Genomic DNA, 24,854 nt, shown 5'->3' on the forward strand with positions numbered 1-24,854 from the left:
TAGACTGGGCGCGATATGCGCACGAGAGTAACTGTCATCCTGGTCGCCCAACAGGGCGGGGAGTGGCTAGATCAGACCATCGCCGGCATCGCGGCGCAGTCCGTCGCGCCCGCGGCGATGATCGCCGTGAACAACGGCGGCCCCGAGAGCGTGGGCCAGCAACTCCTCACAAGCGGTGCCGAACGGGTGATCGGCGTGGGATCCCGCGTGTCATTCGGCCAGGCGGTGGCGCAGGGAGTTCACGCGGCGGCGGCCGCGACCGACGACCCCGACACGTCGGAGTGGCTCTGGCTACTGAGCGAGGATGCCTGCCCGGAACCGCAAGCGCTTGAGCGGATCCTTAGCGCCGTGCAGCGGGCGCCGTCAGTCGCTGTTGCCGGCCCCAAACTTGTGGACTGGGATCGACCCGAACACATCATCGAGCTCGGCCAGAGCCTCACCCGTACCGGCGCGCGGTGGACGCTGCGGCGTCAGGAGCTGGACCAGCAACAGTATGACCACATGCAAGATGTGCTGGGCGTCGGCCCGGTCGGCATGCTTGTGCGTCGTGACGTCTGGGACCAGCTCGGTGGGTTTGATCCCGCGCTGCCTGTCTACGATGACGGACTCGACTTCTGCGTCCGGGCGCGCCTTGCTGGACATCGCGTCGAGGTCGCTCCGGCCTCGCGCGTCCGCTTCGCGCAGAGCGGTGTCGCGGGGCCGCGTATCGACCGACAGCGCTCGGTGCTGCGCCAGGCGCACCGGCAAGCGCGCACCGCTCATCTGCACCGCCGGATCGCCTATGCGCCGGCACCGCTCGCATTCCTCGCCTGGCTGGGGCTTCCGCTGCTCGCCTTCTTCCGTGTGGCCTGGTCGCTCATACGCGAACAACCGGGAAACATGCTCGGTGAGTTTGTTTCGGCGATGAGCGTTTTCTTCCGACCGCACGCGATCATCGCGTCCCGACGTCGGATCAAAGCGCACAACTCTGCGGGCTGGCCCGCGCTCAGGCAGCTCCGGATCGATCCGAAGAGCGTGCGTACGGCCCGCATGATCGACAGGGAAGCCATCCTGGCGTCCACGGGACAGCAGCGGCGGGAACTGCACTTCATCTCGTCTGGCGGCCTCGCGGTGCTCGTGACCTCGGTTGTCGTTGCGATCGCGCTGACCTGGTGGGCCTTGCCGCGTACGAACCTTGCCGGTGGCAGCTTGGCACCGCTGAGCGAGATCGGCCAGCTGTGGTGGAATACGCGCGCGCTCGACGGAGTGCCCGCCGATCCCTTCAACTGGGTGCTCGCGCTTCTGGGAACGCTGACGTTCTGGAATCCCTCGCACGCGGTCGTGCTCCTGCTCGTCGCCGCGATCCCGCTGACCGCGTTGGGCGCATGGATCTGGGCCGCTCAGCTCACTGAGTCGAAGGCTGGTCGCGCACTCGCCGCAATCGGCTTCGCAGTGAGTCCGGTGCTGCTCGGCTCTCTGGCGAGTGGCATGCTGCCGACGCTAGTGCTTACCGTGGTGTTGCCGTGGCTGTTGCTCGCGGCAACGCGATCTCGTGAATCGTGGAGCTGGGCCGGAACGGCCTCTCTGCTCGCAGGCGTTGCGCTGGCTGCGGCACCGATTCTCCTGCCCGCGGCGGCAGTATTGTTTGTCGTCGGGCTCTTCACGACGTTGCGGGGGGCCGCTCGTGTGCTCACCACCGCGCTCGTGCCGCTCGTTCTCTTCGCTCCGAAGATCGTGACAAGCGTGCTCGCGGGACGGCCGCTCGACATCCTGCTTGACCCGGGTATCGTGACGCCGTTCACCGCGGCGACGCCGTGGCACCTGCTGCTCGGCTTCCCCGAGTTTGGGCTCGACGGCTGGGGTACGATCCTGGACGGCGCGGGCGTGACCGGTGCCCCCGCGACCCTGCTCGTGGGCATCTTGATGCTTCCGATCGCCCTCCTCGCGATTCTGGGAATGTTCACCGGCCGTGTCGCGGTGACGCTCTTCAGTGCGCTGCTCGGCGGCCTGGGCATCCTCACGGCCCTCGCGGCGTCGCAGTTGCGGCTTGTGGTTGTGGGTGACGAGAGCGTCGCACTCTGGACCGGATCCGGGCTCGCGGTCTACTGGCTCGCGATCCTGAGTCTTGCCGCCGTCGGTGCGGGTACGCTGCGGCGGGCGGCGGGTCCGCTTGTCGCTGTTGCGCTCGTCGCCGCACTTCTCGCAGTCACCCCGGTGGGTGCGCAGCTGCTGCTGGGGAAGGTGCCGTTTGGTCCCGCAAGCTCGCAAATGCCCGCACTCGTGCAGGCGGCCGGGGAGCAGCAGCCCGGAATCAAGACGCTGACGATTACGGCAGAGGCACCGCACGCAGTGCGCGCTCAGGTCATCACCGGGTCCGGGCTTCGGCTCGATCAGATCCGTAGCGCCGAGCGCACCCCGGAAAATACTGCGGCGGATCAGCGCCTTGCGGAACTCGTGGGCGGGCTGGCGAGCGTCGGCGGACCGGATCTGAGCGGCGATCTCCGCGACGCGGGGATTGGCTTCGTGCTGCTCCCGAACAGCGGCAGTGACACAGAGCGAGCAGAGCTGCAGCGCATGTTTGATCAGCACGAGGCACTCGCGAGCGCTGGGTTGACTGACCAGGGACTTCTCTGGCGCGTGGTAGACCCTGAAGCCGAGCAGGACGCCCCAGGCGACGCGTCACAGCGTGTGGGTGGGACCTCGCTCAGTGGACAGACGATCTGGGTGATCCAGCTTGTGGTCCTCCTCGGCGTGCTGCTGCTGGCGCTCCCGACCGGAGAAGTGACCTACCGGCCAGAGCGCCGGATCCGGCCCTCGCGGCGGAAGCAGCGGGCCGCGGCCCGTGCGGCACGGAAGGCCGCCGGCAATCCGGTGCCCGTAGTGATCGCGCCTGCCCCAGTGCCCGCGCCCGAACCCGCAGAACCGGGGCCGGTGCGTGATCCGGAGAGCGCCGCCCCAGAGCCCCGTGTCGATGGTGAGTCGGAGCGCTCACCCGAGGACGAGACTCCCGACGAAGCCGACCCTGTGGCCGACGAGAACCGCGACGCGGTCTCTGAGCCTGAGGTAGAGCCTGAAGCCGAGCCGGAGCCTGAAGCTGAGCCTGAGCCTGAGCCTGAGCCTGAGCCTGAGCCTGAGCCTGAGCCTGAGCCCGCGCCCGCGCCGGAGTCCCAGCCTCAGCCTGGAGCCGATCCCGAACTCGCACCGGAGCCTGCACCGGAGCCTGCACCGGAACCCGAAGCGGCACCGGAATCTGAGCTGAACGTAGACTCCGACCCGAACACAGATCCCACGGACGGAGCCCAGCGATGAGCGATCGATCTCGCATCCTGCGCGGCAGCGCGCGAGCGGTCACCGGGCTCCTCGTTGTCGCGGTTGCCGCGACCGCCGCAGTGCTCCTCGGGAACACGGTGTTGCCCGGAGTCACGAGTGAACCGCAGCCGCTTGTCGTCGATACGACACACGACGCGAACCGCACGCTTGTCTGCGCGGGGGCGTTCGGCGTGCTCGGCGCAGACCCGGATCGCCCCGGCGCCACAATCCCGATTGGGGCGCCAGAGGTCGTTGTGTCGGGGACGGCAAGCAGTGCCGTGAGCGTCACTCGTCCCGAGGGCGGCGAAGGGCTTCCCGCGGCTCTGACCGCCCCGATGGCGGAGCCGCTCGCCGCCGCGCAGCTCCAATCCGTGCAAACGGAAAACCTTCGCGGTGTGGTCGGCAGCGCTTGCGCTGAACCCGTAAATGAACAGTGGCTGCTCGGAGGTGCGAGCTCCCTCGGGGTCTCCACCACGTTGAGTCTCGCCAATCCCGGCACGGTTCCCGCGACGGTTGTCGTGTCGGTGTTCGATGAGAACGGCCCGGTGGACGATCTCCAAATGGCGAGCGTGCTGGTACCTGCCGGATCAGAGCAGACTGTTTCAGTGAATGGCTACGCTCCGGATCGTGCACGCCTCGCGGTGCGCGTGGTGAGCACCGGGGCACCCGTGACGGCCAGCCTGGGGGTGGGGCACAGCCTCGGGATTGATCCCTTCGCGATCTCATCGGTGACTCGCCAAACGGCCCCGGACACGCAGCTCGTGATTCCGGCGATCGCAAACGAAAGCGATCACGAGCACGGCCCCTCCGATTCGGGCGAGGGGGACGAATTCCCCGTGCTCCTGCGCGCGCTCGCCCCCGGCGATGCCGGTGGGCAAGTGCGCGCTCACGCCATCGACGCGGCGGGCACGCGAACCGACCTGGGAATCATTGACCTTGTGCCTGGCGCCGTGGGAGAGCTCAGCATCGCGGTGTGGCCCCAGGGGGCGCACGCGTTGGTCATCGACTCGGACGTGCCAGTGATCGCAAGCGCGCTCGGCTCGGCCACGAAACGTTCCCACCACGACAATGAGTGGTTCGTGCCCGCTCCGGCGATTGCGGCGGACACGCCGACCGCGGCACCCGTCGTCTCGGGCGGTCAGCTGGTACTCGCGAACACGGGTGAGGCACCAGCCAAGGTCGAGGTGACCGCGGCGAGCGGGAAAGGCAAGCCGCGGACGCTGACGGTGGCTCCCGGGTCCGCGGAGACCGTGCCAGCTCCAGCTGATGCTGTGGTGACGTCCTCTGAGCCGGTCCACGCGGGAGTGAGGTTCCTGCAGGGCGGCGACCTCGCGGGCTACCCTGTCCTTGCTCCGGACCCGCGCGACGGAGAGCTCACTGTCTTCACGCGATAGCTCCGCGGCGGCGCGATCTGTGGCGGTTCCCCGAATAGACTGGGATCATGTCTGATCGCGTGCGTAGAGCCCGTCGTCACGGGCGGCGGCCTATCCGGTCCTCGCTCGTGGGGCCGGGGCTGCCGAATCCGGCGAGCCGTGTGGCGCGCTTCGAAGCGCAGGCACGGGGCGTCGTGTCACTGCTTCAGGCGCATTTTCCGGAGGACCTCGACGGCGTCCGGATTGGCTTTCAGACCGCGCCCACGGGTGAGGGTGATGGCGGCAACCCGCTGCTGTACTCCGTCGACCGAGATGCCCAGACGATCATGCTGTTCCGGATGCCGATCCAGCGCGCCAAGGGGCTGCACGTTGATGACGATGAGCATCGGCGCTACTTCGTTGAGCACTGCGTCTATCTCGCTGTGTGCGAGTACCTGGGACGAGAGCCTTGGGAGCTACTTCCTGGTCGTTTCGACCACTACTAGCTCCGGACCTCGGAGTGGTCCGGAGATGCGAACGGGTGCGGCCCCAGTGATGGGGTCGCACCCGTTTGCGAGGTGAAACCCGCCGGTTACTGAGCGACCTTCTTCTGACGCTGGATCACGTCGTCACTGTTCAGTACCCGGAATGCGAGTGCCGCGAGCACACTGCCGACAACCGGGGCGAGCATGTAGAGCCACATGTTGGCCCAGTCGAACTGCCCGGAGAATGCGAGGCCGAGGGCCACGGCCGGATTGAAGCCGCCGCCCGAGACGGGGCCCGCAACCGCCGCTCCCACGACGATTGTGGAACCGATGGCGAGGCCGTAGAAGGAATTGTCGGGGTGTGCCTTCGACGTAGCGACATTCAGGATGACGTACACGAGCACGAATGTGACGATTGCCTCCATGAGGAACGCCGGCCCCGTTTCAATCTGCATCGGGCCGGACTCCGGCGCCGGCCAGATCGTTGTCGCCAAGAGCGCTCCGAGTACGGCACCGATGAACTGTGCGATGACGTAGGCGACGAACTCACTTCCGGAGATCACCCCGCGTATCAGCGCGGCGAGCGAAACCACAGGGTTGAGGTGACCCCCCGAAATATGGCCGGTGGCAAAGATCAGCGACATCAGCGCGAAGCCGATGACGATAGGGGTGAGGTCGCCAGCGTTGTTCACGGCGGCGACGATAACGAACACGAATAGGAATGTGGCGAGTGCTTCCGCCGCCGCACTGCGGGCGGTACCAGTCATAACAGCTCTCTTTCTGAGAATCCCGGGCATTTCCACAGGTGGTTTTATTATGGCAAATCACCACGCAACGGAACGGATCAGCGTAATCTTCAGCAGACCCCGCCATAATGGGACCATGAGTGCGCGCATCTTGGTGGTTGATGACGACAGGGCGCTTGCCGAGATGCTGGGCATGGTGCTGCAGGGCGAGGGCTTCGAGACGGAGTTCTCGTTCGACGGTGCTGACGCCGTTGAGCGGTTCCGCGAGATGCGACCCGATCTGGTCTTGCTCGACGTGATGCTCCCGGGGCTTGACGGGATCGAAGTCGCCGAGAAGATCCGAGCCGAGTCGGGCACCCCCATCATCATGCTCACTGCGCGCACGGATACTCGGGATGTTGTCCGCGGCCTCGAAGCGGGCGCGGACGACTACGTTGTGAAGCCGTTCAACCCTGTGGAACTCATCGCGCGCATCCGAGCCCGGCTGCGCGAGCCCCAGCAGGAGGCGAGCGAGACGCTCCGCATCGGTGATCTCACAATCGATGTCCCGGCTCACGAAGTGCGCCGGGGCTCGCAAGCGATCCCGCTGACGCCGCTTGAGTTTGACCTGCTCACCATTTTGGCGCGGAAACCGCAGCAGGTGTTCACCCGAGAAGTGCTGCTCGAGAAGGTTTGGGGCTACCAGTACAAGGCCGACACCCGCCTCGTGAACGTGCACGTGCAGCGGCTGCGCGCGAAGATCGAGCAGGATCCTGACCATCCGACAATTGTGACGACGGTCCGGGGCGTGGGATACCGCGCTGGCGCACCTGTCGAATAGCGCGGGCACCGTGCGCACCCGCCGTTCGCGCCTCGCGATCGCCCTGCGCCGGCTGCAACTGCGATGGACGCGGTGGTCACAGCCCGTTCTCGGCCCGTTCCGTGCGCGGTGGCGTCGCTCCCTCATGGTGCGCACCATGACGATCACTGGGCTCGTGACTGGCTTTATGGTGCTCATCGCGGGAGTATTCATTCTCACGAGCGTTGGGACTGACCTCTACAATTCTCGGAAAGAGCAGGCGCTGCAGGATTCGGCGCGAGCCACCCTCGCGGCGCAGCGCCATATCGATGCCTCGGATGCCTCGGACCGGGGCGGGCTGTCGCTGCTCTCCACCACGGTGCGCCGTATGGTGCAGGACACCTCCTCGAGCCAACTGATGTACCTGCGACGTCAGCCCGGCCAAGCTTCGTTCCCGGAGGCCCCGCCGCCAACAACAACCGCGAACATGCTGATCGACACCGTCACCCCAGAGCTTGCGGCGGCGCTTGTCAACGAGCAGGAACCGCAGCACTGGCAGGCAGTGACCTTTCTCGGAGACGACGGATCCAGCTCTCCCGGAATCATCGTCGGATCCACGCTTGAGTTTCCGGCCGGCGCGGGAACGTATGACCTGTTCATCGGGTACAACCTGGCGGACACCCAGTCGACGCTGAGTTTTGTGCAGCGCACCTTGCTGATCACCGCCGCGGCCATGATGGCGTTTATTGGCATTCTCGTCTGGATCATGTCCCGCATCGTGTTCCGGCCGCTCCGCGCAGCCGCAGCCGCGAGCCGGCGACTCGCGGCGGGTGAAAGCGACGCGCGCATGCCGCAACAGAACGACGAAGACTTCGACGTGCTCTCTGAAGGCTTCAACGATATGGCGGACACGCTGCAGTCCCGGATCCAGGAGCTCGACACCCTCTCCGAGATGCAGCAGCGGTTCGTCTCTGACGTGTCGCACGAGCTGCGCACTCCGCTCACCACGATCCGGCTTGCGAGCGAAGTCCTGCAGAACACGGCGGGCGGGCTGCCAGCTGGGCAGCAGCGAGCGGTTGAGGTTTTGGGGACGCAGGTGGAGCGGTTCGAGGTGCTGCTGGGGGATCTTCTTGAGATCTCTCGGTACGACGCTGGCCGGGTGACCTTGGAGACGGAGTCCACGAACTTGGTTGCGCTCGCGACCGAGGTCGTCGAGAGTTTGCGCACGCTCTCTCCCGGGACCATCGAGGTGCGGGCGCTGGGGGGCTACGCACCGATCGAGGTGGATCCGCGACGCGTGCGGCGCATCATCTCAAACCTCGTGGGGAACGCGATTGAGCACGGGGAGGACCAGCCCATCGTGCTGACGATCGACTCGAACGCGGCGGCGATCGCACTGTCCGTGCGGGACTGGGGCGTGGGCATGTCCGCGGCCGAACTCGAGCAGGTGTTTGATCGATTCTGGCGGGCGGACCCGTCTCGCAAGCGCACCCTCGGTGGGACGGGCCTCGGACTCGCGATCGCCCAGGAAGACGCGGCCGTGCACGGCGGCATTCTTGAAGCCTGGTCGCGGCCCGGCGTCGGGACGAACTTCCGCCTCACACTCCCGCGTGACGAGCACATCACGAGTTTCGTATCGCCGCTGCCGCTCGTGCCGGAGGGCATCGAAGTGGAGGCGGGCGATCCCCGCCCGTCCGGCGGCTGGCTTCGCCGGCCTGGGCGTCGAATTCGAAAGGATAAGCGGCGATGATCAGGGAACGGAAGACCCGACGCGGCCGCGTCCTGGGCGCATTGCTTGCGAGCGGCGTCATGCTCGCCGGGTGCAGCGCGATCCCCACCTCTGGGCCGGTGCAGGGAGGACTCAAAGACCTCCAACAGGTGGATCAGGTCTACCAGTACAAGCCGTCGGGGCCGATCGCAGGCGCAAGCCAGGAAGACCTGGTGCGCGGCTTTGTGCTCGCCGCAACGTCCTCAGTTGATGACTACGCTACCGCCCGCGAGTTTCTGACCTCGGAGTATTCGAGTCAGTGGGATCCCTACTATGGGGTGCTTATCGACGAGGGCACCCGCCCGTATCGTGCAGATAGCGACACCGCTGGTGTGCTCTCGCTCGCCACGACCGCCAAGCTCGATTCAGCGGGGGACATGCTGCCTGTGGCCCCGGGACCCAGCATGGAGATGCGCTTTGAATTTGAGCGCGTCGCGGGGGAGTGGCGGATCTCCTCCGCCCCCAGCGGAATTATCCTCGACGCGAATACCTTCTCGACGATCTGGTCCTCGCACCAGCTGTACTTCGTGGGTGCAGGGAATCTGCTCGTGCCGGAAACCCGGTGGTTTCTCACCCGAACCGCGCTTGTCACAGAGATCGTGGGTGCCCTGCTTGAAGGCCCCGGGGAACGGATGCGGGAGGTTGTCCGCAGTGGTTTCCCTGTCGGGACCTCGCTCGCCTCGAACTCAGTTCCCGTTGTCGATGGCAAGGCCCGCATCGACCTCACGAACACTGTGCTCGAAGCCAGCCCGGCTGCTATGGGAGAGATCCGACAGCAGCTCAAGACAAGCCTGCAGACGGTCCCCGGTGTGACCGGGTTTGAGCTTTCGGTGGAGGGAACTCCGTTGCGACCCACCCCCGACGAGGAGATCAACGCGCCGCGCCCGGTAACTACCACGCAGGCACCCGCGGTGATGATCGGTGAGGAGTTTGGAACGGTGGTGTCCGGGGAGTTCACCCCCTGGCAAGGTTTGGGGGCAAGCCTGCACGATTTCGACCCTGAAGCGATCACGCTCTCCGCCGACGAGCAGGCCGCGGCGCTGCTGGGGGATTCCGGGGTGACCCGTGTGGATGCGAACGGTGCGATCCTTGTTGACGGGCGCGCGGGATTGTTGGAACCGAGCATTGATCCGCTCGGGTACGTGTGGACGGTGCCCCGGGCAGATTCCGACACACTGCTTGCGACCGCACCCGACGGGACCGCTACGGAGGTGGCGACGCCCTGGCTTGCGGGCAGATCACCAGCCGCCGTGAGGCTCTCGCCAGACGGAAGCCGAGTGGCAGCGCTGGTCGCGGACGGCGACGAATCACACGTGCTTGTCTCCGGAGTGATTCGCGATGAGAACGGGGTGCCGCTGCGCACGGTGGCTGACGCAGATACCAAATTGTGGGCGGCGGGAACCCCGCGCGATCTGGACTGGGTGGGGCAGCTGAGCTTCGCAGCGCTGACGGGTGTGGGAGCAGCTGGCAAGGTGACTGTCGGCGGCGTGGGACTGTTTGGGATCGAGCGGACCTCGGTGCCGGGCGGTGTCCACGTGAGCGGCGGCGGCGGCCGGTCGGCGCTTCGGGTGCTGGGGGCGGACGGCGACCTGTTTTCTCCCCAGGGCGCGGGCTGGCAGCGCAGCGAGGACGAGATCGATGTATTGGCGAAGCGCGGCTAGCGTCGCTCACAGCATGGGTTTGCCTCGGCGGGGCTCTGAGTTCTCCACGGAAGCATAGGAGCGGTGGGGAACAAGACAGATCCAGGCGAGGCTGGGGATATGGATACTCTGCGGTGGTTTCGGGAACTCGGGCTCGACCTGCTCGCGGTGCTGTGGCCCACCTCCTGTGTGCACTGCGGGGCCGCGGATCGCGATTGTTGTGCCAACTGCCTGGGAGAGGTGCGTCAGCTTGCACTCCTGCGCTCGGAGCAGCAAGGAATGCCCTGTTTTGCCAGGGCGCGGTACTCGGGGCCGATTCGGGCGCTGCTTGTCGCCTTCAAACACGGCGGGCGGGTGCGGTTCGCCCGCGAACTCGGCAGGCAGCTCGCAGGGCCGCTTGGAGCCGGGATCGCGTGTGCGGCAGATCCGGGTCCGCCGCTTGTCGTGGTCGCCCCCTCCCGCCCGAGCCGAACCCGCGAGCGCGGCTATCGGCACGGCGAACTCCTTGTGCGGCACGCGGTTCGCGCGCTGCGGGCCGCGCGGAAGGTTCGCGCGGTTCGCGCGCTGCGGACGCGCCGCGGACGCCTGAGCCAGGTCGGGCTGACCCCGGCACAGCGCGCTGAGAACGCTGCACGAATCGCGGTGCGCCGCCGCTTTCGTAGCTCCGTGCGAGGGCGTGAGGTTGTGCTCGTTGACGACGTTCTCACCACCGGCGCGACGCTGCGGGCGGCGCGGGCGAGTTTGGAATCAGCGGGCGCGCGCGTCGTCGCGAGCGCGGTCCTGTGCGTGGCGGATCGGGGAACACCGGAACCAAGAAAATGCTCAGGTGAGGGGGTGGAAACCGTGTCGCGGAGTGGAGTAGAGTTCGGGAAAGGCGTAGCGGTGCGCCGCACTGGCCCACCCGCCTGAGTCCCCTGGGAGGTCACCATGGACGTGAACATTCGCGGCAAGAACGTCGGGATCACCGATCGTTTCGAGCAGTATGTCGAGTCGCGGGCCGAGAAGGTCGCGGGGCTGCTGCCGAAGGCGCAGTCACTGGAGATTCGGGTCTCGCGCCAGACGGACCGCAGCCCCCAGAACGGCGACCAGGTCGAGATCACGCTTGTCGGCCCGGGACCGGTCATCCGTGCAGAGTCACAGGGGAGCGACAAGTACACAGCCTTCGATATTGCATACGGGCGAGTGCTCGAGCGGATCCGGCGCATGAAGGATCGGCTGCAGGATCGGCGTGGACGTGGACGGGTGTCGCTTGGCGACGCGGCCGCGAATGACTTCGGCATGGTAGACATCGAACCGGCATCGCTCGAGGTGCTGGAGGCTGTCGCGAATGGTAGCGAGCCATCGGGTGCCGGTGAGCCCGACGAACAGTACACACCCGTCGTGATCCGCAGCAAGGAGTTCCCCGCTGAGCAGCTATCCGTGGAAGACGCCGTCGACCAGATGGAGCTTGTCGGACACGACTTCTTCCTCTTCGTGGAAACTGAAAGCGGGAAGCCGAGTGTCGTGTACCGCCGCAAGGGCTGGAACTACGGCGTGATTTCTCTCGCGGAAGCCTAAACACTCAGGCGCAGCACTCATTAATCAAGTGAGAATGCCCCCGGCCTCGTGCGTGTCACGGGACCGGGGGCATTCTGCTGAGTAGAAAGCAGAAAATCTCGGGATTCCGTCTGAGTGAACAGGTGTGGCTGCTACGTTTTCTCACGGATTCGGCTGACCGCGGGGGCGTTCACATCGTGTGTGCAGGGGCATGGGACGTCGCACGGATCTGTGTCACAACAGACTGGGAGTCCCACCGTGAACCATCGCCTACCCCGAGCCCGATCACGCGCGGCCCGCCGCAGTCTGGCCACCCTCCTCGTGGGTGTCCTGGTTGCGGGGCTGGGGGTGGCCGGGGCGTCAGCCGCCGCAGCTGCACCGCCTGAGGTGACATTCACCCTTGTGGCAATTGACCGCGGCGTTGGGGAACCCCTCACCGAGGTCGCCGCCGGCGAGAGTTTCCAACTTTCCGCGAACGTCGGGTGCCCGGATCCCAGCGGCTGCGGCCCGGCGGAACTGCAGATTGGTTTCCCCGAGCACATTGAGTTTCTTGATAAGGGCATCGTGGCACCTCCGGGGGCAAGCTTCGTGGTCACTCCAGCCGAGTCCGGCACTGGCCAGGTCGTGACGCTCACCTGGGAGTCTCTCGACGGTACCGCCGTCGTGTTCCTGCCTGCCGCGGTGCCGCGGATCACCGACGCGGGTGCCGACGGGACCCTCGCGACAGTCACGGGAACACTGTCCGCGGGAGTAGGAGACGATGCGGTTGTGATTACTGGCGCGGCGGATATGACGCTGCGCGTGCCGGAGGTTCCTGGGGTTTCTGGGGCCACGCACCGCTGGGCCGAGGAATCCGTGCAGGAGGGCAGCGCCACCGACACCAGCCACACGCTCACGGCAATCGCCGACGCAAACAGCACAAGCACCCTCACCTTTCGGGTGCCCGGTGACCCGTCAGTTCCCGCCGCAGCGCTACCCGCCGCGGAAGCATTTGACCTCGTGCAGCTTGAACTCAACCAGAATCCGGGTGGCGCCACGATCACGTTCACGCTCGCAAACGGGAGTACGCATGACGCCACGCTGCAGCCCGGTGATCTGACACTTGTTGCGCCAGCAGATGCGGTCGCGGTTGAGCTCGTAGCGACCGGGCTGCCGTCTCGCGCCTTGGCCGATCCCGCAGCGCGGACCGTGACCATGACCGCGCACTCGACGCTTCGGACGACCCAGCGCACCAGTGGCGATCGCATCATCGCGTCGCCGAGCACCTCTCGAACGGTGCGTGCCACCGGGCACGTCGTGAACGCAGTGAGCGCTCCCGCCGCCGGTGAGTCACCGATCGCAGAGCAGCGGACCCTCGCTGATGTCCGAGTGAGTACGGTTCCGCCGGCCCTCGGCCACTCTCTCACCTGGCTCACCGCCTCCGGAGACTCCACAAGCGTGTATGGCTCGCAGGAAGCCTCTGCCGCCACGATCCGGCTCGCCAACACTGGCTTGCAGGAGCTCTCCGAAGTATCGGTGCGGGTTGACGCGCGAAGCGGCGACTTCTTCGAGTACCAGCGGCTCACCGAGGTCCCCGCTGTGACATTCCCCCCAGGCGCAGACCGGGCCACGATCCAGTACACAGTCCACACCGAGGACGGGCCCGAGCAGGGAACCGCGCGTGAGTTTGGACCCTTCGACGCAGTCCCGGGTCCCGACGTCGGCGAGCAGGACCTTGCCGCGGTGGGAGCCGTGTCAATTGTGTTCAGCTCGAGCGGCGGGATACCCGGAGGCTGCGAGCTTGCGGCCGAGTGCGCGGGCGCGGTGGTCCTGCAGGGTGCGCTGCGCGAGACACGGCTGTCGAACGGTGCGGAGATCACCCCACCGCCGCAGAATCCTGGCACGACGCCGCTGAGCATGACGGCCGCGGTTGGGCTGCGTGCGACGACGGGTACTGAAGCCAGCACAAGTACACAGACTGCGCAGCTCACGATCGTGAAGCCCCAGTTCACCACAACGCTCACGAAGCGTTTCGGTGACGGCGGCTCCCAGACCGTGTATCCACCCACGGGCACCGCCGCGGCCGGGGACATCTACGTCCCGGGGCGCGAGGAACAGATCTATGCGGACCATCCCCTACGCTTCACCGTCGAGACCCAGGTCAATGCGGGGGAGAACGAGCCGCAGGGCGCCACCGGATTCACAATCGTGGATCCGCAACTCGAACCAAGCCCCAGCAATCTCCCCGAGAACCCGTTCAACACGATCCGGGTCACCACGCTCACTCCCATAGCGCAGGCGCAGGCCGTGTGCGTCGCTGACGACGAGTCCGCGGTCGGCAGCGAAACGGTGCGCGAGTTCTGGGTGGTGGACGATCTCACCGATCCGCAACACATCGAGTTTGTGGATGACGTGGACCCGGATGAACTCGACCGGATCGTGGGCTTCCAGCTCCGGGTCACTCCCACCGCGCAGAGCGGCGAGTTCCCCCGCGCTGTGCGGTGCGAGGTTCCGGCGGGCATGACCGCAGGCTTCCGTGACGCGCAGGTGGCGGACATGACACACATCAGCCCGGCGAATCTCGCACCCGCTGAGACGCCAGGATTGCTCACCGTCACGAACACCGCCGAAGTCTGGACGGGCACGAACTTGCCGACAGCCGTGGGGAGCGATCGCCTGACCCTGCTCGAGGAGCAGCGCTCAGCCGTGGCCAAAGCGTTCGCCCCCGAGGCACCGTCGCACGGCATCGCTGGGCGGAACACGCGCACAGGCTTCACCCTGGCGGGAGTCCCCGATGGTCAGGACAGCGTAGCGACCCGAATCGTTGACGGTGGCCGAATCGGCGACTCGCTCGACATTTTTGCCTTGGCGAAGATCCGAGACGCGCGCTTGGGCCCGGATCAGATCCTACGGCTGAGCTTCCGAGATCTGAATGGCGCAGCCATCGGTCCCATCGGAACTGTCGACCCAGGGACGAGCCTCCCGACAGGTCCGCTCTCTGACGCTGAGATCGAGAACTCCCAGAGCGCCGGCTACCGGGAGTTCCGCGAGATCACTCGTGAACTCGAATGGAACGGAGAGTGGGCCGCGGGGGAGCGGGAGCGAGTGTTCGAGGTGCGGGCGACGCTGCAGCGCAGCGATCCGGACCAGGCGCTGCAAACCTTTGGTGCGTTCTCGGTGATCCTGGACGCCACACTTCGGACGACACGCCTCAGCGATCAAGATCACGAGATTACGGGCAGCCCCGAAGGGACTCGCTACACGAACGTCGCCAGAATCTCCTCTCGGGCTGTGCCACTTGTCGACCCGGACAACGAAGATGACGGTCAGTGGACCGCACGACCAGAGGGCACGGCCGCGTTCACGGTCTTCGCGGCGACCGAGATCACCGGAGACGGGCGCGTGAGCTGGGATGCCGCCGATGGCGACGGGTACTTGGTTGCCAAGCACGGCACGGAGTCGCACGTCACGCTCGAGGCGAGCAACCGCACTGTGGTGGGTCCCTCCGGATCCGCCGGAGCGCCGGGGGACTTGGAAGGGAGCGTGCCCATCGGTATTGAACAGTTGACGGCAAGTGTGGGTGGTGACGCCGAGAGCGGGAGCAATCCGTTCGCGATCCTGGACTTCACTGGGGTGAGCGAACTGAGCTGGCCCCTGAGTGAGGACGCGCCGATTTGGGGCTCTGAATCGATGCGCCGCGTCGCGGGTACCCTGAGCTACACATTTGCGGATGGGAGCATCGAGGAACTTCAGGCCCCCGTCGGAGCGGAATACAGTGAACTCAACCCGAAAGAGGAACGGTGGGGCGACATCGTGGGTGTCGCGATCACCTGGGCTGAACCCCACAAGTTCGTCGGTGCCCGGCTTTCCGCGAGTGAGACGCCGGGACGGCTCGGATTCACCGCCGCGCTTCGCGACTTCGTACGCGCCGACTTCACGTACGACTTCACCGCCGGAGACCCGGCGCAGCTGGGGCCCGGAGCAAGCATTGAGGGCGGCTTCCCCTCGGACGAGGGACTGATCCAGCGCCGCGCCGCGCTCGCCGCAGAGTACCGCGGTGGACTCACCCCGCTTGAAGACTTCAGCGGCACGCTCGTGAGTGAAGAACTCCCGATCAACAGCGCGGCTCCCGGAGTTGCAGCCACCCTGAGCCCGACGCGCAATGGGGTTGTGGACCGCGATATCGCGTCCGGAACAGGGCAGGACACCTCATGGGAGCTGCGGGCACGCAACACCGGCAACTTCCCTGTGGGAGTGGTGCGGCTCGCGAGCGAGAGCGGGTTGCTTGCGGGGGCATGGGACGGAATCGCGACGGGTTCCGGGGCACCGGCACCTGGAACTCTCCTCGACACGTCTCGGATCGTGCAGGCGAGCGTTGTATATCCGAAGGGTGCCACGGCCGCCGAGATCCGGGTACGAGACGCGAGCGGCGCGTGGACCGCGCCGATTCCCGCTGAGAACGGGAGCGCAATTGCGTTGCCGCCCGGCGGCACCGGACCCCAACGCTGGGAAGACGCCACAGGGATCCGCGTCGAATTTGCTGCGGAGCCCGGCGCAGACCAACTCATCGAAAAGCGGTCCGAGGCGATCCTGAGACTCACTACGCGTCTGCGGGAGACGCTTCGTTCTGACACTACTGAGCTCGCGCCAGCCACTCTGCTCCCCGAGGGGAAGCAGAGTTGGGAATCACAAGTAACGGGCGCTGCTGCGGTGCACAGCAGCAGCCAGACGGGAGCGCTCGCGACCGCGAGCAATGTGTCGGCCGCGCTTACGGTACGGCCGGGCACACCAGCTCCGCGGGCGTTGAAGTTTGCTGCGCGGTATGACGCAAACGCGAACACCGGCCTGACGAATACGCAGGCCAACCCGGGATCCTGGGTCAACTTCACACTTGTCCTCGAGAACCGGGGTTCCGCCTCGAGCAATCTCTACGGCTTGCGCATGGAGGATGTGCTGCCGCCCGAACTGCACTACAACGCCACAAGCGCGGCATACGCGTGGCGTGTAGAGAGCGCCCCCGAAGGGGTCTCGACGTCCCCGGACGTAGAGATCATCAATAACGGCTCCACCTCACTGCGTTGGACCTGGCCGGAGCACGAGGTCCTCCGGCCCGGCGAACGCATCGTGCTGCGGCTCCCGCTGCAACTCAGTGACGGCCTCCCCGCGTCGCAGACCACACTGAACACGGTCCGCGTCATTGGCAGTGGTATTCCCGATGCTCCGGGCCCGTCGGTGTGTGCAGCGGACGACGCAAACGCTCAGGTGTGTACCGCGCAAGCCGGTGTGGAGGCGCAGCGCATTGACTCGGTGCGTCTGGAATCGTATCTCGATGCCAAGGTCGGCGGTGCCAGTGTTCTCGGCGGGGAAAGCTGTGACATCACGACTGTGGCGGACTGGGATGACGGCACCTGGGTGCGCAATCCGTGCCTCGTTGAGACGACGGTCGACGGCGGTCTCACGTACCGTGTCAAAGTCATTAACTCGGGCAACTCCGCGCTTACCGACCTTCGCTTCGTGAATGAACTCCCGAAGATTGGCGACAAGGGCACGGTGCTCCAGAGCCCGCGGGGCTCCGAATGGACGCCGGGTTTTGTCCCCGGATCCGCCCGCCTACTCACGGGGGAGGCTGCGACAAACCTGGGTGCCCGCGGCGATGGGGAGCTTCGCGGCGACACGTTCCGTTACTCCGCGACGGCTAAACCGTGCACGCTGATCCCGGACGGGTACAGCACCATGACGACGATGGACTGCGACGCAGGCGACTGGTCCGCTGTGCCCAGTGCCACGAGTGCTGCGTTCGGCGGGGACATCAGCTTTGTGAACGGGACAATCGGTGGCGGAGAGTACGTGCTTATCGACTTCGATATGAGCGTGCCCGCGACCGGGATTGCCCCGAGCCTGAGTTGGAACTCCGCTGCGGGCACAGGACGGACCCACCCAACGACGATCTGGCAGCCCACGTCCGAGTCGCCGAAGTCTGGTGCCCGGGCGCAGGACACCGACATGTTCGTGACGGTCGCGCTCGGGGAAGGAGCCGCGACGCCGTGGCATCTTGCGGCCCAAAACTACGAAGTAACGATCGCCTGCCTCAACCCGGGGGCGTCCATCCCCTCAGAACGTGTGGTGACGCTGCCGGGTATTGATACCCCGCAGGGTACGCGAACCGCCCGTGTGGCGGGTCTGCCGCGCGGGGGCAGCTGCGAGGTGAGTGATCAGCGGTACGAACCCAGCCCCGCCGCGGGCCCCGGTCAGTACGGCCTGGCCTCGGAAAGCCCCACAGGTTACCGCTTCACGGCAGCGCCTGCCGAGCCGATCGTGCTGAAGGATGACCCCGCGGCGAACAACATTCTTGTCGTCACCGAGTTTGTCGAGACTGAGCTTCAGGTCGGTGTCGACGTAGCGGGGGAGGCCGCAGACCTCATCTCGCAGGACGCGAGCTTCGAAGTTGCGGTTGTGTGTGAATTTGGGGGCGTGACCCAGGACTACGGGCCGTTCTCGATCTTGCGCGGTGAAACCGAAACGATCACGGGGCTTCCTGTGGGAGTCAGCTGCACCGCGACCGAGCGCGATCACCGCGGGGCGGCTCAGGTGACAGCGAGTGTGAACGGAAGCCAGGCTGTGCTCGACGAGCAACGGGGTGTTCGCGTCAGCACGCTCGATCCGGGCAAGCACGAGATCCGGTTCACGAACACCTTTGCGGCGGGTGGAGATCTGACGATCCTGAAAACAGCGGAGCTTCCTCGGGCCGGGCTTGCCGTGGGCGATGTCGCGTTCGGGCTGAGCTGTGATCTCGGCGGCTACACGCTGGATCTCGGCGACCGGGGAACCCTCGGCCTGAGTTTTGCGCCGGGTGAAGCACGGGCGAGCGGGAGTATCCGTCAACTCCCTGTCGGTGCCGAGTGCACCGTGCGGGAAACCGAGGCCGGCGGCGCTCACGTACCCGCGCCCGATCGCACCGTCACCGTGCTGCCCCAGGACGAGGTCATTGTCGAGATGGTGAACACGGTGCACCCGGCCGCGCTCGAGCTCAGCAAAGAGGTGGCCGGTCCAGGAGCGGCGGAGGACCGGGTACCAGACACCTTTGGCATTCAGTCTACGTGTACGCGAGAACTGACAATCGACGGCGTCGAACGGACAGTAACCGATCACGATGGGCTCTCCCGTGTTGCCCCAGGGGCCCCCGCAACGATTGCGGAGCTCCCCGCTGGCGCGCAGTGCGCGGTGACGGAGCCAGATCCCGCCGGGGCGGAACGCACCACGGTTGTTCCGCTCGGGGAGCAGCCTGTGGACGTTGCAGACCAGCCTGAAGAGTCTGCGTTGGTGACCTTGACAGGCCCCGGGCCCGAGGCCACTGCGGTACCAACGGAAGTTCGGGTGACGAACTTCTACACGTCGACGACGGGGCTGTCTGTGACCGGGGCCGTCCCGATGGGCTGGACCGCCGTCGTCGCACTGCTCCTGCTCAGTGGTGGACTGTTCGTGACTCTGCGTCGTCGGGCGCGCGGCTGAGTGTGGGTCCCGCGTCTGGAACCAGCCGGGCGCGGGACCGATGAACTATCGGTCGCGGTGAGGAAAGCGGAGCCGCCAGCCCCAGCGAAGCACCCCGCCCAGGGCCTCCCAGACGATGCCGACGCTCATCTTGGAGTGTCCCTCGGTCCGTTCCACAAAAGTGATGGGAACTTCAGTGATCGGGCACCCGAGGCGTTCGAGCGACCAGGCAGTTTCCACCTGGAAGGCATACCCCTGCGAATCGAGCGCACCGAGCTCGAGGCGTTGCACCCACCGAGTATCGAGCACGCGGAACCCGCTTGTGAGATCCCGCAGTGAGGAGCGAAGCGCGATCCGCGCGACCGAGGTTCCGGTGCGGGAAATCCACCGGCGGTACCACGGCCAGTTCACGATGCGGCCGCCCGGGACCCAGCGGGCCCCGATGACGAGCCCGGCCCCGGCCTCAGCCGCGGCAAGGAGCGCCGGCAGCTCCGCCGGGAGGTGTGAGCCGTCGGAGTCCATCTCGACGACGTAGCGATAGCCACGATCCTGCGCCGCTTGAAATCCCCACGAGTACGCGGTGCCGAGCCCGAGCTTCCCGGAACGGTGGTGCACATTCACCCGGGGATCTGCAGCAAGCTCATCCGCAAGCCGACCCGTGCCGTCCGGGCTACCGTCGTCGATGATCAGCAGATGCGCGGCAGGGAGATGATGCAGGAGCCCCGCGACGGTTCCGGGCAGCGTCGCACGCTCGTTGTAGGTGGGGAGGAGGACAAGCACCTCGCCCTGGGCTGCATCGTCGTGCGGATTCTGCATGCTGTCCATCCTGGCAGAGGCTACGTGGTCCACTCCCGTGAGAGGGGCGGCGAGACACCAACGGGAGGCTGCCCCATAGGCCAGCCTCCCGTCAGTATGCGAAACTACGCGGCGTAGTTGTTGCGCAGGATCAGGCCAAGATCTGCGTCAACGTTGGTCCAGTACTGGAAGAACCGCTCGCGGATCTCGTCGACTGTGATCGACTTCGCCTGGCCGCCGAGGACCGCCTGGAAGCGCTCCTTTGCCGCGGCGTCGAACACATCGCGGTAGAGCGTCCCGGGCTGACCGAAATCGTCGTCATCGGCGCGGAGCGTGTACGCGCTGCGCACGAGCTCGCCGTCCGACTCCCAGCTCGCTTCGACGCCGAGCTGCGGGTCGGCGGCGGGGCCGCCGGCAGCGCCGTAGGAGTTCGGCGTGTAGGTGCGGTGCTCGGGGCCGTTGAAGCGGTACTGCATGTTGCCCTCGTGCATGTAGTTGCGCACCTCGGCCGCGTGCGGCTGGTTCACGGGCAGCTGGTTGAAGTTCGTGCCGATCCGGTAGCGGTGCGCGTCCGCGTAGGAGAACACGCGGGCCATCAGCATCTTGTCGGGCGAGATGCCGGTGCCGGGCACCTGGTTTCCGGGGGAGAACGCGGCCTGCTCGATCTGAGCGAAGAAATTCTCCGGGTTGCGGTTCAGGGTGAACGTGCCGACCTTGATGCGCGGGTAGTCCGCCTTGGGCCAGGTCTTCGTCAGGTCGAACGGGTTGAAGCGGTAGGTCTTCGCCTCCTCGTACGGCATGATCTGCACGTACACGTCCCACGCCGGGTACTCTTCGCGGGCGATCGCATCGAAGAGGTCGCGGCGGTAGTAATCAGCGTCGGATCCGGCAAGCTGTTCAGCGGCCTCGGGAGAGAGGTGCTCGACGCCCTGCTGGGACATGAAGTGGTACTTCACCCAGAACCGCTCGCCTGCGGCGTTGACCCACTGATAGGTGTGCGATCCGTAGCCGTTCAGGTGACGCCAGCTCTTCGAGAGGCCACGATCGCCCATGAGATAGGTGACCTGGTGTGCCGACTCAGGGGAGAGGGTCCAGAAATCCCACTGCATGTCAGCATCGCGCAGACCCGAATCGCCGAGGCGCTTCTGCGAGTGAATGAAGTCGGGGAACTTGATGCCGTCCCGGATGAAGAACGTCGGGGTGTTGTTGCCGACAATGTCGAGGTTGCCCTCAGACGTGTAGAAACGCAGCGAGAAGCCGCGCACGTCACGCCAGGTATCGGGGGAACCCTGCTCGCCGGCGACGGACGAGAACCGGATGAGGGTTTCGCTCTTGGCGCCCGGCTGGAATACCGCTGCGCGGGTGTACTTCGAGACGTCCTCGGTCACAACGAACTCGCCGAAGGCGCCGCCGCCCTTGGCGTGCGGGTTGCGCTCGGGCACCCGCTCGCGGTTGAAGGAGGCCAGCTTCTCAACCAGGTAGCGGTCGTGGAGCACCGTGGGGCCGTCGGCCCCGACAGTGAGGGAGTGCTCGTCACTCGCGACCGGCGTACCGGTCTGTGTGGTGGTGGGCTGCTTGTCAGACATTGATGCCTCTCTCATGGTTCGGGAAGGGTGGTCTCTGGCGGAGCGCGACTGTGCTGACGCGCAACGCGGCGGAGTTAGCTTGTCGCCGCGGTACACGCGGCACACACTCCGTAAAAGGTGATCTCTGCGGTGTCGACCGTAAAGCCGTGGTCGACCTCGGGAGTCAGGCAGGGTGCGCTCCCGACCACGCAGGGGACGTCTTCGATGCGGCCGCAGGCGCGGCACACAAGGTGGTGGTGGTTGTCGACGCGCGCCTCATAGTGTGCGGGTCCGCCGTCGTGCGCCAGGCGGCGCACGAGCCCGGCGTCGGTGAGGGCACCCAGCACGCCGTACACGGCCTGGAGTGAGGTCCCGGGCAACGTGTCGCGAAGGCGCTCGTACACGCCGCTCGCGTCAAGGTGGCCGCCTGGCTCAAGCATCTCGAGTACCGCACGTCGGGGAGCCGTTGAGCGCAGCCCCGCGGCGCTCAACTGAGCGTCCGTGGCGGAGCGGGGTGCGCGAGGGGTCATGCTCCCAGTATAGCGTTCTTTTGAATCATTCAAAAGAACGACATTCCCAGCGGGTCGTCTCACCGCGTTGCTAAGCTGAGGCAGTTGTCACAATTTGGCAACGGCGTTGAGTCTGTTCTGCAGAGCGGGTCAGCGTGCCAACCTATCGGAGAGACAACGTGGCGACAGTTCTCGAAAAGCTCCTTCGCGTCGGCGAGGGTCGCACCCTGAAGAAGCTCGAGCGGCAGGCGAAACTCGTCGGCCAGCTCGAAGACTCGTTCTCAGAACTCAGCGACGAGGAGCTGCGCGGCGAGACCGACGAGTTCCGCGGCCGCCTCGCACAGGGCGAGACGCTCGACGATCTGCTCCCAGAGGCCTTCGCCGCGGTCCGCGAGGCCGCGAAGCGCACAATTGGTCTGCGCCCGTTCGACGTGCAGGTCATGGGTGGCGCGAACCTCCACATGGGCAACATCTCCGAGATGAAGACCGGTGAGGGCAAGACCCTTGTCGCGACAATGCCCGCGTACCTCAACGCCCTCGCGGGCAAGGGCGTGCACATCATCACGGTCAACGACTACCTCGCGAGTTACCAGTCGGAGCTCATGGGGCGTGTGTTCCGCGCGCTCGGGATGACCACGGGCTGCATTGTTGCAGGCCAGGATCCCGCGAAGCGCCGCGAAGAGTATGGCGCTGACATCACCTACGGCACGAACAACGAGTTCGGCTTCGACTACCTGCGCGACAACATGGCGTCGTCCGCGGAGGAGCGCGTACAGCGCGAGCACTTCTTTGCCATCATCGACGAGGTCGACTCGATTCTGATCGATGAGGCGCGTACGCCGCTCATCATCTCGGGTCCGTCCTCCGGCGAAGCGAACCGCTGGTTCTCCGAGTTTGCTCGCATTGCCCGCAAGCTGAAGCCGGGCGTCGACTACGAGGTTGACGAGAAGAAGCGCACAATCGGTGTCCTTGAACCGGGTATCGAGAAGGTCGAAGACCACCTCGGCATCACGAACCTCTACGAGTCCGTGAACACCCCGCTCATCTCGTTCCTGAATAACTCGATCAAGGCCAACGCGCTGTTCACACGCGACAAGGACTACGTCGTGCTGAACGGCGAAGTGCTGATCGTTGACGAGCACACCGGCCGTATTCTTGCCGGTCGCCGCTACAACGAGGGCATGCACCAGGCCATCGAGGCGAAGGAAGGGGTGCAGGTCAAGGCTGAGAACCAGATGCTCGCGACAGTCACCCTGCAGAACTACTTCCGACTGTACGAGAAGCTCTCGGGCATGACCGGTACCGCCGAGACCGAGGCCGGCGAGTTCATGTCGACTTACAAGCTCGGTGTGGTCCCGATCCCGACCAACCGCACCATGCAGCGCAAGGACCAGCCCGACCTTGTCTACAAGAACGAAGAAGCGAAGTTCGCGCAGGTTGTGAAAGACATCGCGGAGCGCTACGAGCAGGGTCAGCCCGTGCTCGTCGGCACCACGAGCGTCGAGAAGAGCGAATACCTGTCGCGCCTGCTCGCAAAGGCTGGTGTGCGCCACGAGGTGCTCAACGCGAAGAACCACGCACGCGAGGCCGCGATCATCGCGCAGGCCGGCCGCCTGGGCTCCGTGACCGTCGCTACGAACATGGCTGGCCGTGGTACGGACATCATGCTCGGCGGCAACGCCGAGTTCCTCGCCGTGCAGGAGATGGCCGCGCGCGGTCTTTCGACCGAGGACGATCCGGACGCCTACGAGGCTGCCTGGGACGACGTGTTCGCGGCAGTGAAGGCTGCCGTTAAGGAAGAAGCCGACAAGGTGTCCGCCGTTGGCGGCCTGTACGTGCTCGGCACTGAGCGACACGAGTCGCGCCGTATCGACAACCAGCTGCGCGGTCGTTCCGGACGTCAGGGTGACCCCGGCGAGAGCCGCTTCTACCTGTCGCTCGCCGACGATCTGATGCGACTCTTCAACTCGGGTGCCGCAGCGGCGCTGATGAACCGCGACGGGTTCCCCGACGACGTCGCGATCGAGTCGAAGATGGTGTCGCGCGCTATTCAGAGCGCACAGAGCCAGGTCGAGCAGCGGAACGCCGAGATTCGCAAAAACGTCCTCAAATACGACGACGTGCTCGATCGTCAGCGCAAGGCGATCTACGGCGACCGCCAGCAGATCCTCGACGGCGAAGAAATCGAAACACGCATCGTCGCATTCCGTGAGCAGACGATCGACGCGATCCTCGACTCCCACGGCACCGACGGGGAGTGGGACTTCGACGCGCTCTGGAACGACCTCCGTCAGGTGTACCCCGTGGGAATCACCGTCGACGAGCTCCTCGCCGAAACCGGTGGCCGTCGCATTGACCGCGACTTCCTCCGTCGCGAAATCCTGTCTGACGCAATTGTCGCGTACGAGAACCGCGAGAAGGCCCTCGGTAGCGAGGCAATGCGCGAGCTCGAGCGCCGCGTTGTCCTCGCCACGATCGACCGCCGCTGGCGTGATCACCTCTACGAGATGGAATACCTCAAGGAGGGCATTGGCCTGCGTGCGATGGCCCAGCGCGATCCGCTCGTCGAGTACCAGCGCGAGGGCTACACAATGTTCGAGGGCATGATGGGGCAGATCAAGGAGGAGTCCATGGGGCTGCTCTACAACCTCGAGGTTAAGGTGCGCGAAGACGTCGAGCACCACGGACACGTCCACCTTGAGGGTGGCGGCCTCGACGAGCAGCAGAGCCCGGATCAGTCCAAGCTTTCGTACAGCGCGCCCGACGAGGATGGAGCTCCCGCGGTGAGCGGTGCTCCCGATCCGGCAGCGAAGGCGGCCCCGGCCACCCAGCGCGGCGCGTTCGGACAGCAGGTTCCCGCGGATGGTGCCGGAGCAGCGGGCAACCGCGCCGAGCGCCGCGCAGGCAAGAAGAAGTAGGGCGACC

General features: G+C 66.0%; 14 protein-coding genes. 10 read left to right on the forward strand and 4 right to left on the reverse strand.

From position 1 onward, the window contains the following. Positions 1–15: 15 nt before the first annotated feature. Genes FM113_RS01605 through FM113_RS01615 form a run of 3 tightly spaced genes read left to right on the forward strand, consistent with a single transcriptional unit; the run spans position 16 to position 5,146 of the window. On the forward strand, positions 16–3,288 hold the full coding sequence (locus FM113_RS01605; protein ID WP_254908814.1) for a glycosyltransferase: 3,273 nt from the start codon (positions 16–18) through the stop codon (positions 3,286–3,288). Then, a complete protein-coding gene (locus tag FM113_RS01610) occupies positions 3,285–4,682 on the forward strand; it encodes a DUF5719 family protein (protein ID WP_087010813.1) in 1,398 nt (465 codons plus the stop codon). Before FM113_RS01605 ends, FM113_RS01610 begins: the two co-directional genes overlap by 4 nt. A 47-nt stretch (positions 4,683–4,729) precedes the next feature. Continuing rightward, positions 4,730–5,146: a metallopeptidase family protein gene (locus tag FM113_RS01615; RefSeq protein ID WP_087010815.1), complete on the forward strand. Its 417-nt coding sequence runs from the start codon at positions 4,730–4,732 to the stop codon at positions 5,144–5,146. Between the two features lie 86 nt (positions 5,147–5,232). Here the strand turns inward: FM113_RS01615 and FM113_RS01620 are convergent, their stop codons facing one another. Beyond that, positions 5,233–5,892 carry an MIP/aquaporin family protein gene (locus FM113_RS01620; RefSeq protein ID WP_087010817.1) on the reverse strand — a complete coding sequence of 220 codons (660 nt, stop codon included), beginning with the start codon at positions 5,890–5,892 and terminating at the stop codon, positions 5,233–5,235. A 115-nt stretch (positions 5,893–6,007) separates the two neighbouring features. Here FM113_RS01620 and mtrA point away from each other — a divergent pair, with 115 nt between their 5' ends. The 6 genes from mtrA to FM113_RS01650 all read left to right on the forward strand — a co-directional run bounded on the left by mtrA (position 6,008) and on the right by FM113_RS01650 (position 19,081). Then, on the forward strand, positions 6,008–6,691 hold the full coding sequence (gene mtrA / locus FM113_RS01625) for an MtrAB system response regulator MtrA (protein ID WP_087010819.1): 684 nt from the start codon (positions 6,008–6,010) through the stop codon (positions 6,689–6,691). 10 nt (positions 6,692–6,701) lie between these two features. Continuing rightward, positions 6,702–8,399, forward strand: coding sequence for an MtrAB system histidine kinase MtrB (gene mtrB / locus FM113_RS01630; RefSeq protein WP_087010821.1), 1,698 nt, complete (start codon positions 6,702–6,704; stop codon positions 8,397–8,399). Beyond that, positions 8,396–10,078 (forward strand): GerMN domain-containing protein, encoded by a 1,683-nt coding sequence (locus FM113_RS01635; protein WP_087010823.1) that lies wholly within the window; start codon positions 8,396–8,398, stop codon positions 10,076–10,078. The genes mtrB and FM113_RS01635 overlap by 4 nt, the downstream gene beginning before the upstream one ends. Before the next feature lie 99 nt (positions 10,079–10,177). Then, positions 10,178–10,966 carry a ComF family protein gene (locus FM113_RS01640; protein ID WP_087010825.1) on the forward strand — a complete coding sequence of 263 codons (789 nt, stop codon included), beginning with the start codon at positions 10,178–10,180 and terminating at the stop codon, positions 10,964–10,966. An 18-nt stretch (positions 10,967–10,984) separates the two neighbouring features. After that, positions 10,985–11,614, forward strand: coding sequence for a ribosome-associated translation inhibitor RaiA (gene raiA / locus FM113_RS01645; RefSeq protein ID WP_087010828.1), 630 nt, complete (start codon positions 10,985–10,987; stop codon positions 11,612–11,614). A 237-nt stretch (positions 11,615–11,851) separates the two neighbouring features. Beyond that, positions 11,852–19,081, forward strand: coding sequence for a DUF5979 domain-containing protein (locus tag FM113_RS01650; RefSeq protein WP_140393261.1), 7,230 nt, complete (start codon positions 11,852–11,854; stop codon positions 19,079–19,081). A 45-nt stretch (positions 19,082–19,126) separates the two neighbouring features. Here FM113_RS01650 and FM113_RS01655 read toward each other — a convergent pair whose 3' ends face one another. From FM113_RS01655 to FM113_RS01665, 3 genes are all read right to left on the reverse strand, one after another. After that, on the reverse strand, positions 19,127–19,876 hold the full coding sequence (locus tag FM113_RS01655; RefSeq protein ID WP_087010832.1) for a polyprenol monophosphomannose synthase: 750 nt from the start codon (positions 19,874–19,876) through the stop codon (positions 19,127–19,129). A 104-nt stretch (positions 19,877–19,980) separates the two neighbouring features. Next, positions 19,981–21,441 carry a catalase gene (locus tag FM113_RS01660; protein ID WP_087010834.1) on the reverse strand — a complete coding sequence of 487 codons (1,461 nt, stop codon included), beginning with the start codon at positions 21,439–21,441 and terminating at the stop codon, positions 19,981–19,983. 74 nt (positions 21,442–21,515) lie between these two features. Further along, positions 21,516–21,950, reverse strand: a complete 435-nt coding sequence (locus FM113_RS01665) for a Fur family transcriptional regulator (RefSeq protein WP_087010835.1) — start codon at positions 21,948–21,950, stop codon at positions 21,516–21,518. Positions 21,951–22,108: 158 nt separating this feature from the next. Between FM113_RS01665 and secA the strand changes: the two genes are divergently transcribed. Then, a complete protein-coding gene (gene secA / locus FM113_RS01670) occupies positions 22,109–24,847 on the forward strand; it encodes a preprotein translocase subunit SecA (RefSeq protein ID WP_087010838.1) in 2,739 nt (912 codons plus the stop codon). Positions 24,848–24,854 lie beyond the last annotated feature (7 nt).

Origin of the sequence: Leucobacter sp. 7(1) (assembly GCF_900163635.1) — a bacterium.
In the GTDB taxonomy this organism is placed as follows: Bacteria; Actinomycetota; Actinomycetes; order Actinomycetales; family Microbacteriaceae; genus Leucobacter.

What these genes read in the sequence shown, in the direction of transcription:
- raiA (WP_087010828.1), top strand. Translation starts at nt 10,985, where the DNA reads ATGGACGTGAACATTCGCGGCAAGAACGTCGGGATCACCGATCGTTTC.
- FM113_RS01620 (WP_087010817.1), bottom strand. Translation starts at nt 5,892, where the DNA reads ATGACTGGTACCGCCCGCAGTGCGGCGGCGGAAGCACTCGCCACATTC.
- FM113_RS01610 (WP_087010813.1), top strand. Translation starts at nt 3,285, where the DNA reads ATGAGCGATCGATCTCGCATCCTGCGCGGCAGCGCGCGAGCGGTCACC.
- FM113_RS01635 (WP_087010823.1), top strand. Translation starts at nt 8,396, where the DNA reads ATGATCAGGGAACGGAAGACCCGACGCGGCCGCGTCCTGGGCGCATTG.
- FM113_RS01660 (WP_087010834.1), bottom strand. Translation starts at nt 21,441, where the DNA reads ATGTCTGACAAGCAGCCCACCACCACACAGACCGGTACGCCGGTCGCG.
- FM113_RS01655 (WP_087010832.1), bottom strand. Translation starts at nt 19,876, where the DNA reads ATGCAGAATCCGCACGACGATGCAGCCCAGGGCGAGGTGCTTGTCCTC.
- FM113_RS01615 (WP_087010815.1), top strand. Translation starts at nt 4,730, where the DNA reads ATGTCTGATCGCGTGCGTAGAGCCCGTCGTCACGGGCGGCGGCCTATC.
- mtrA (WP_087010819.1), top strand. Translation starts at nt 6,008, where the DNA reads ATGAGTGCGCGCATCTTGGTGGTTGATGACGACAGGGCGCTTGCCGAG.
- FM113_RS01640 (WP_087010825.1), top strand. Translation starts at nt 10,178, where the DNA reads ATGGATACTCTGCGGTGGTTTCGGGAACTCGGGCTCGACCTGCTCGCG.
- FM113_RS01665 (WP_087010835.1), bottom strand. Translation starts at nt 21,950, where the DNA reads ATGACCCCTCGCGCACCCCGCTCCGCCACGGACGCTCAGTTGAGCGCC.
- FM113_RS01605 (WP_254908814.1), top strand. Translation starts at nt 16, where the DNA reads ATGCGCACGAGAGTAACTGTCATCCTGGTCGCCCAACAGGGCGGGGAG.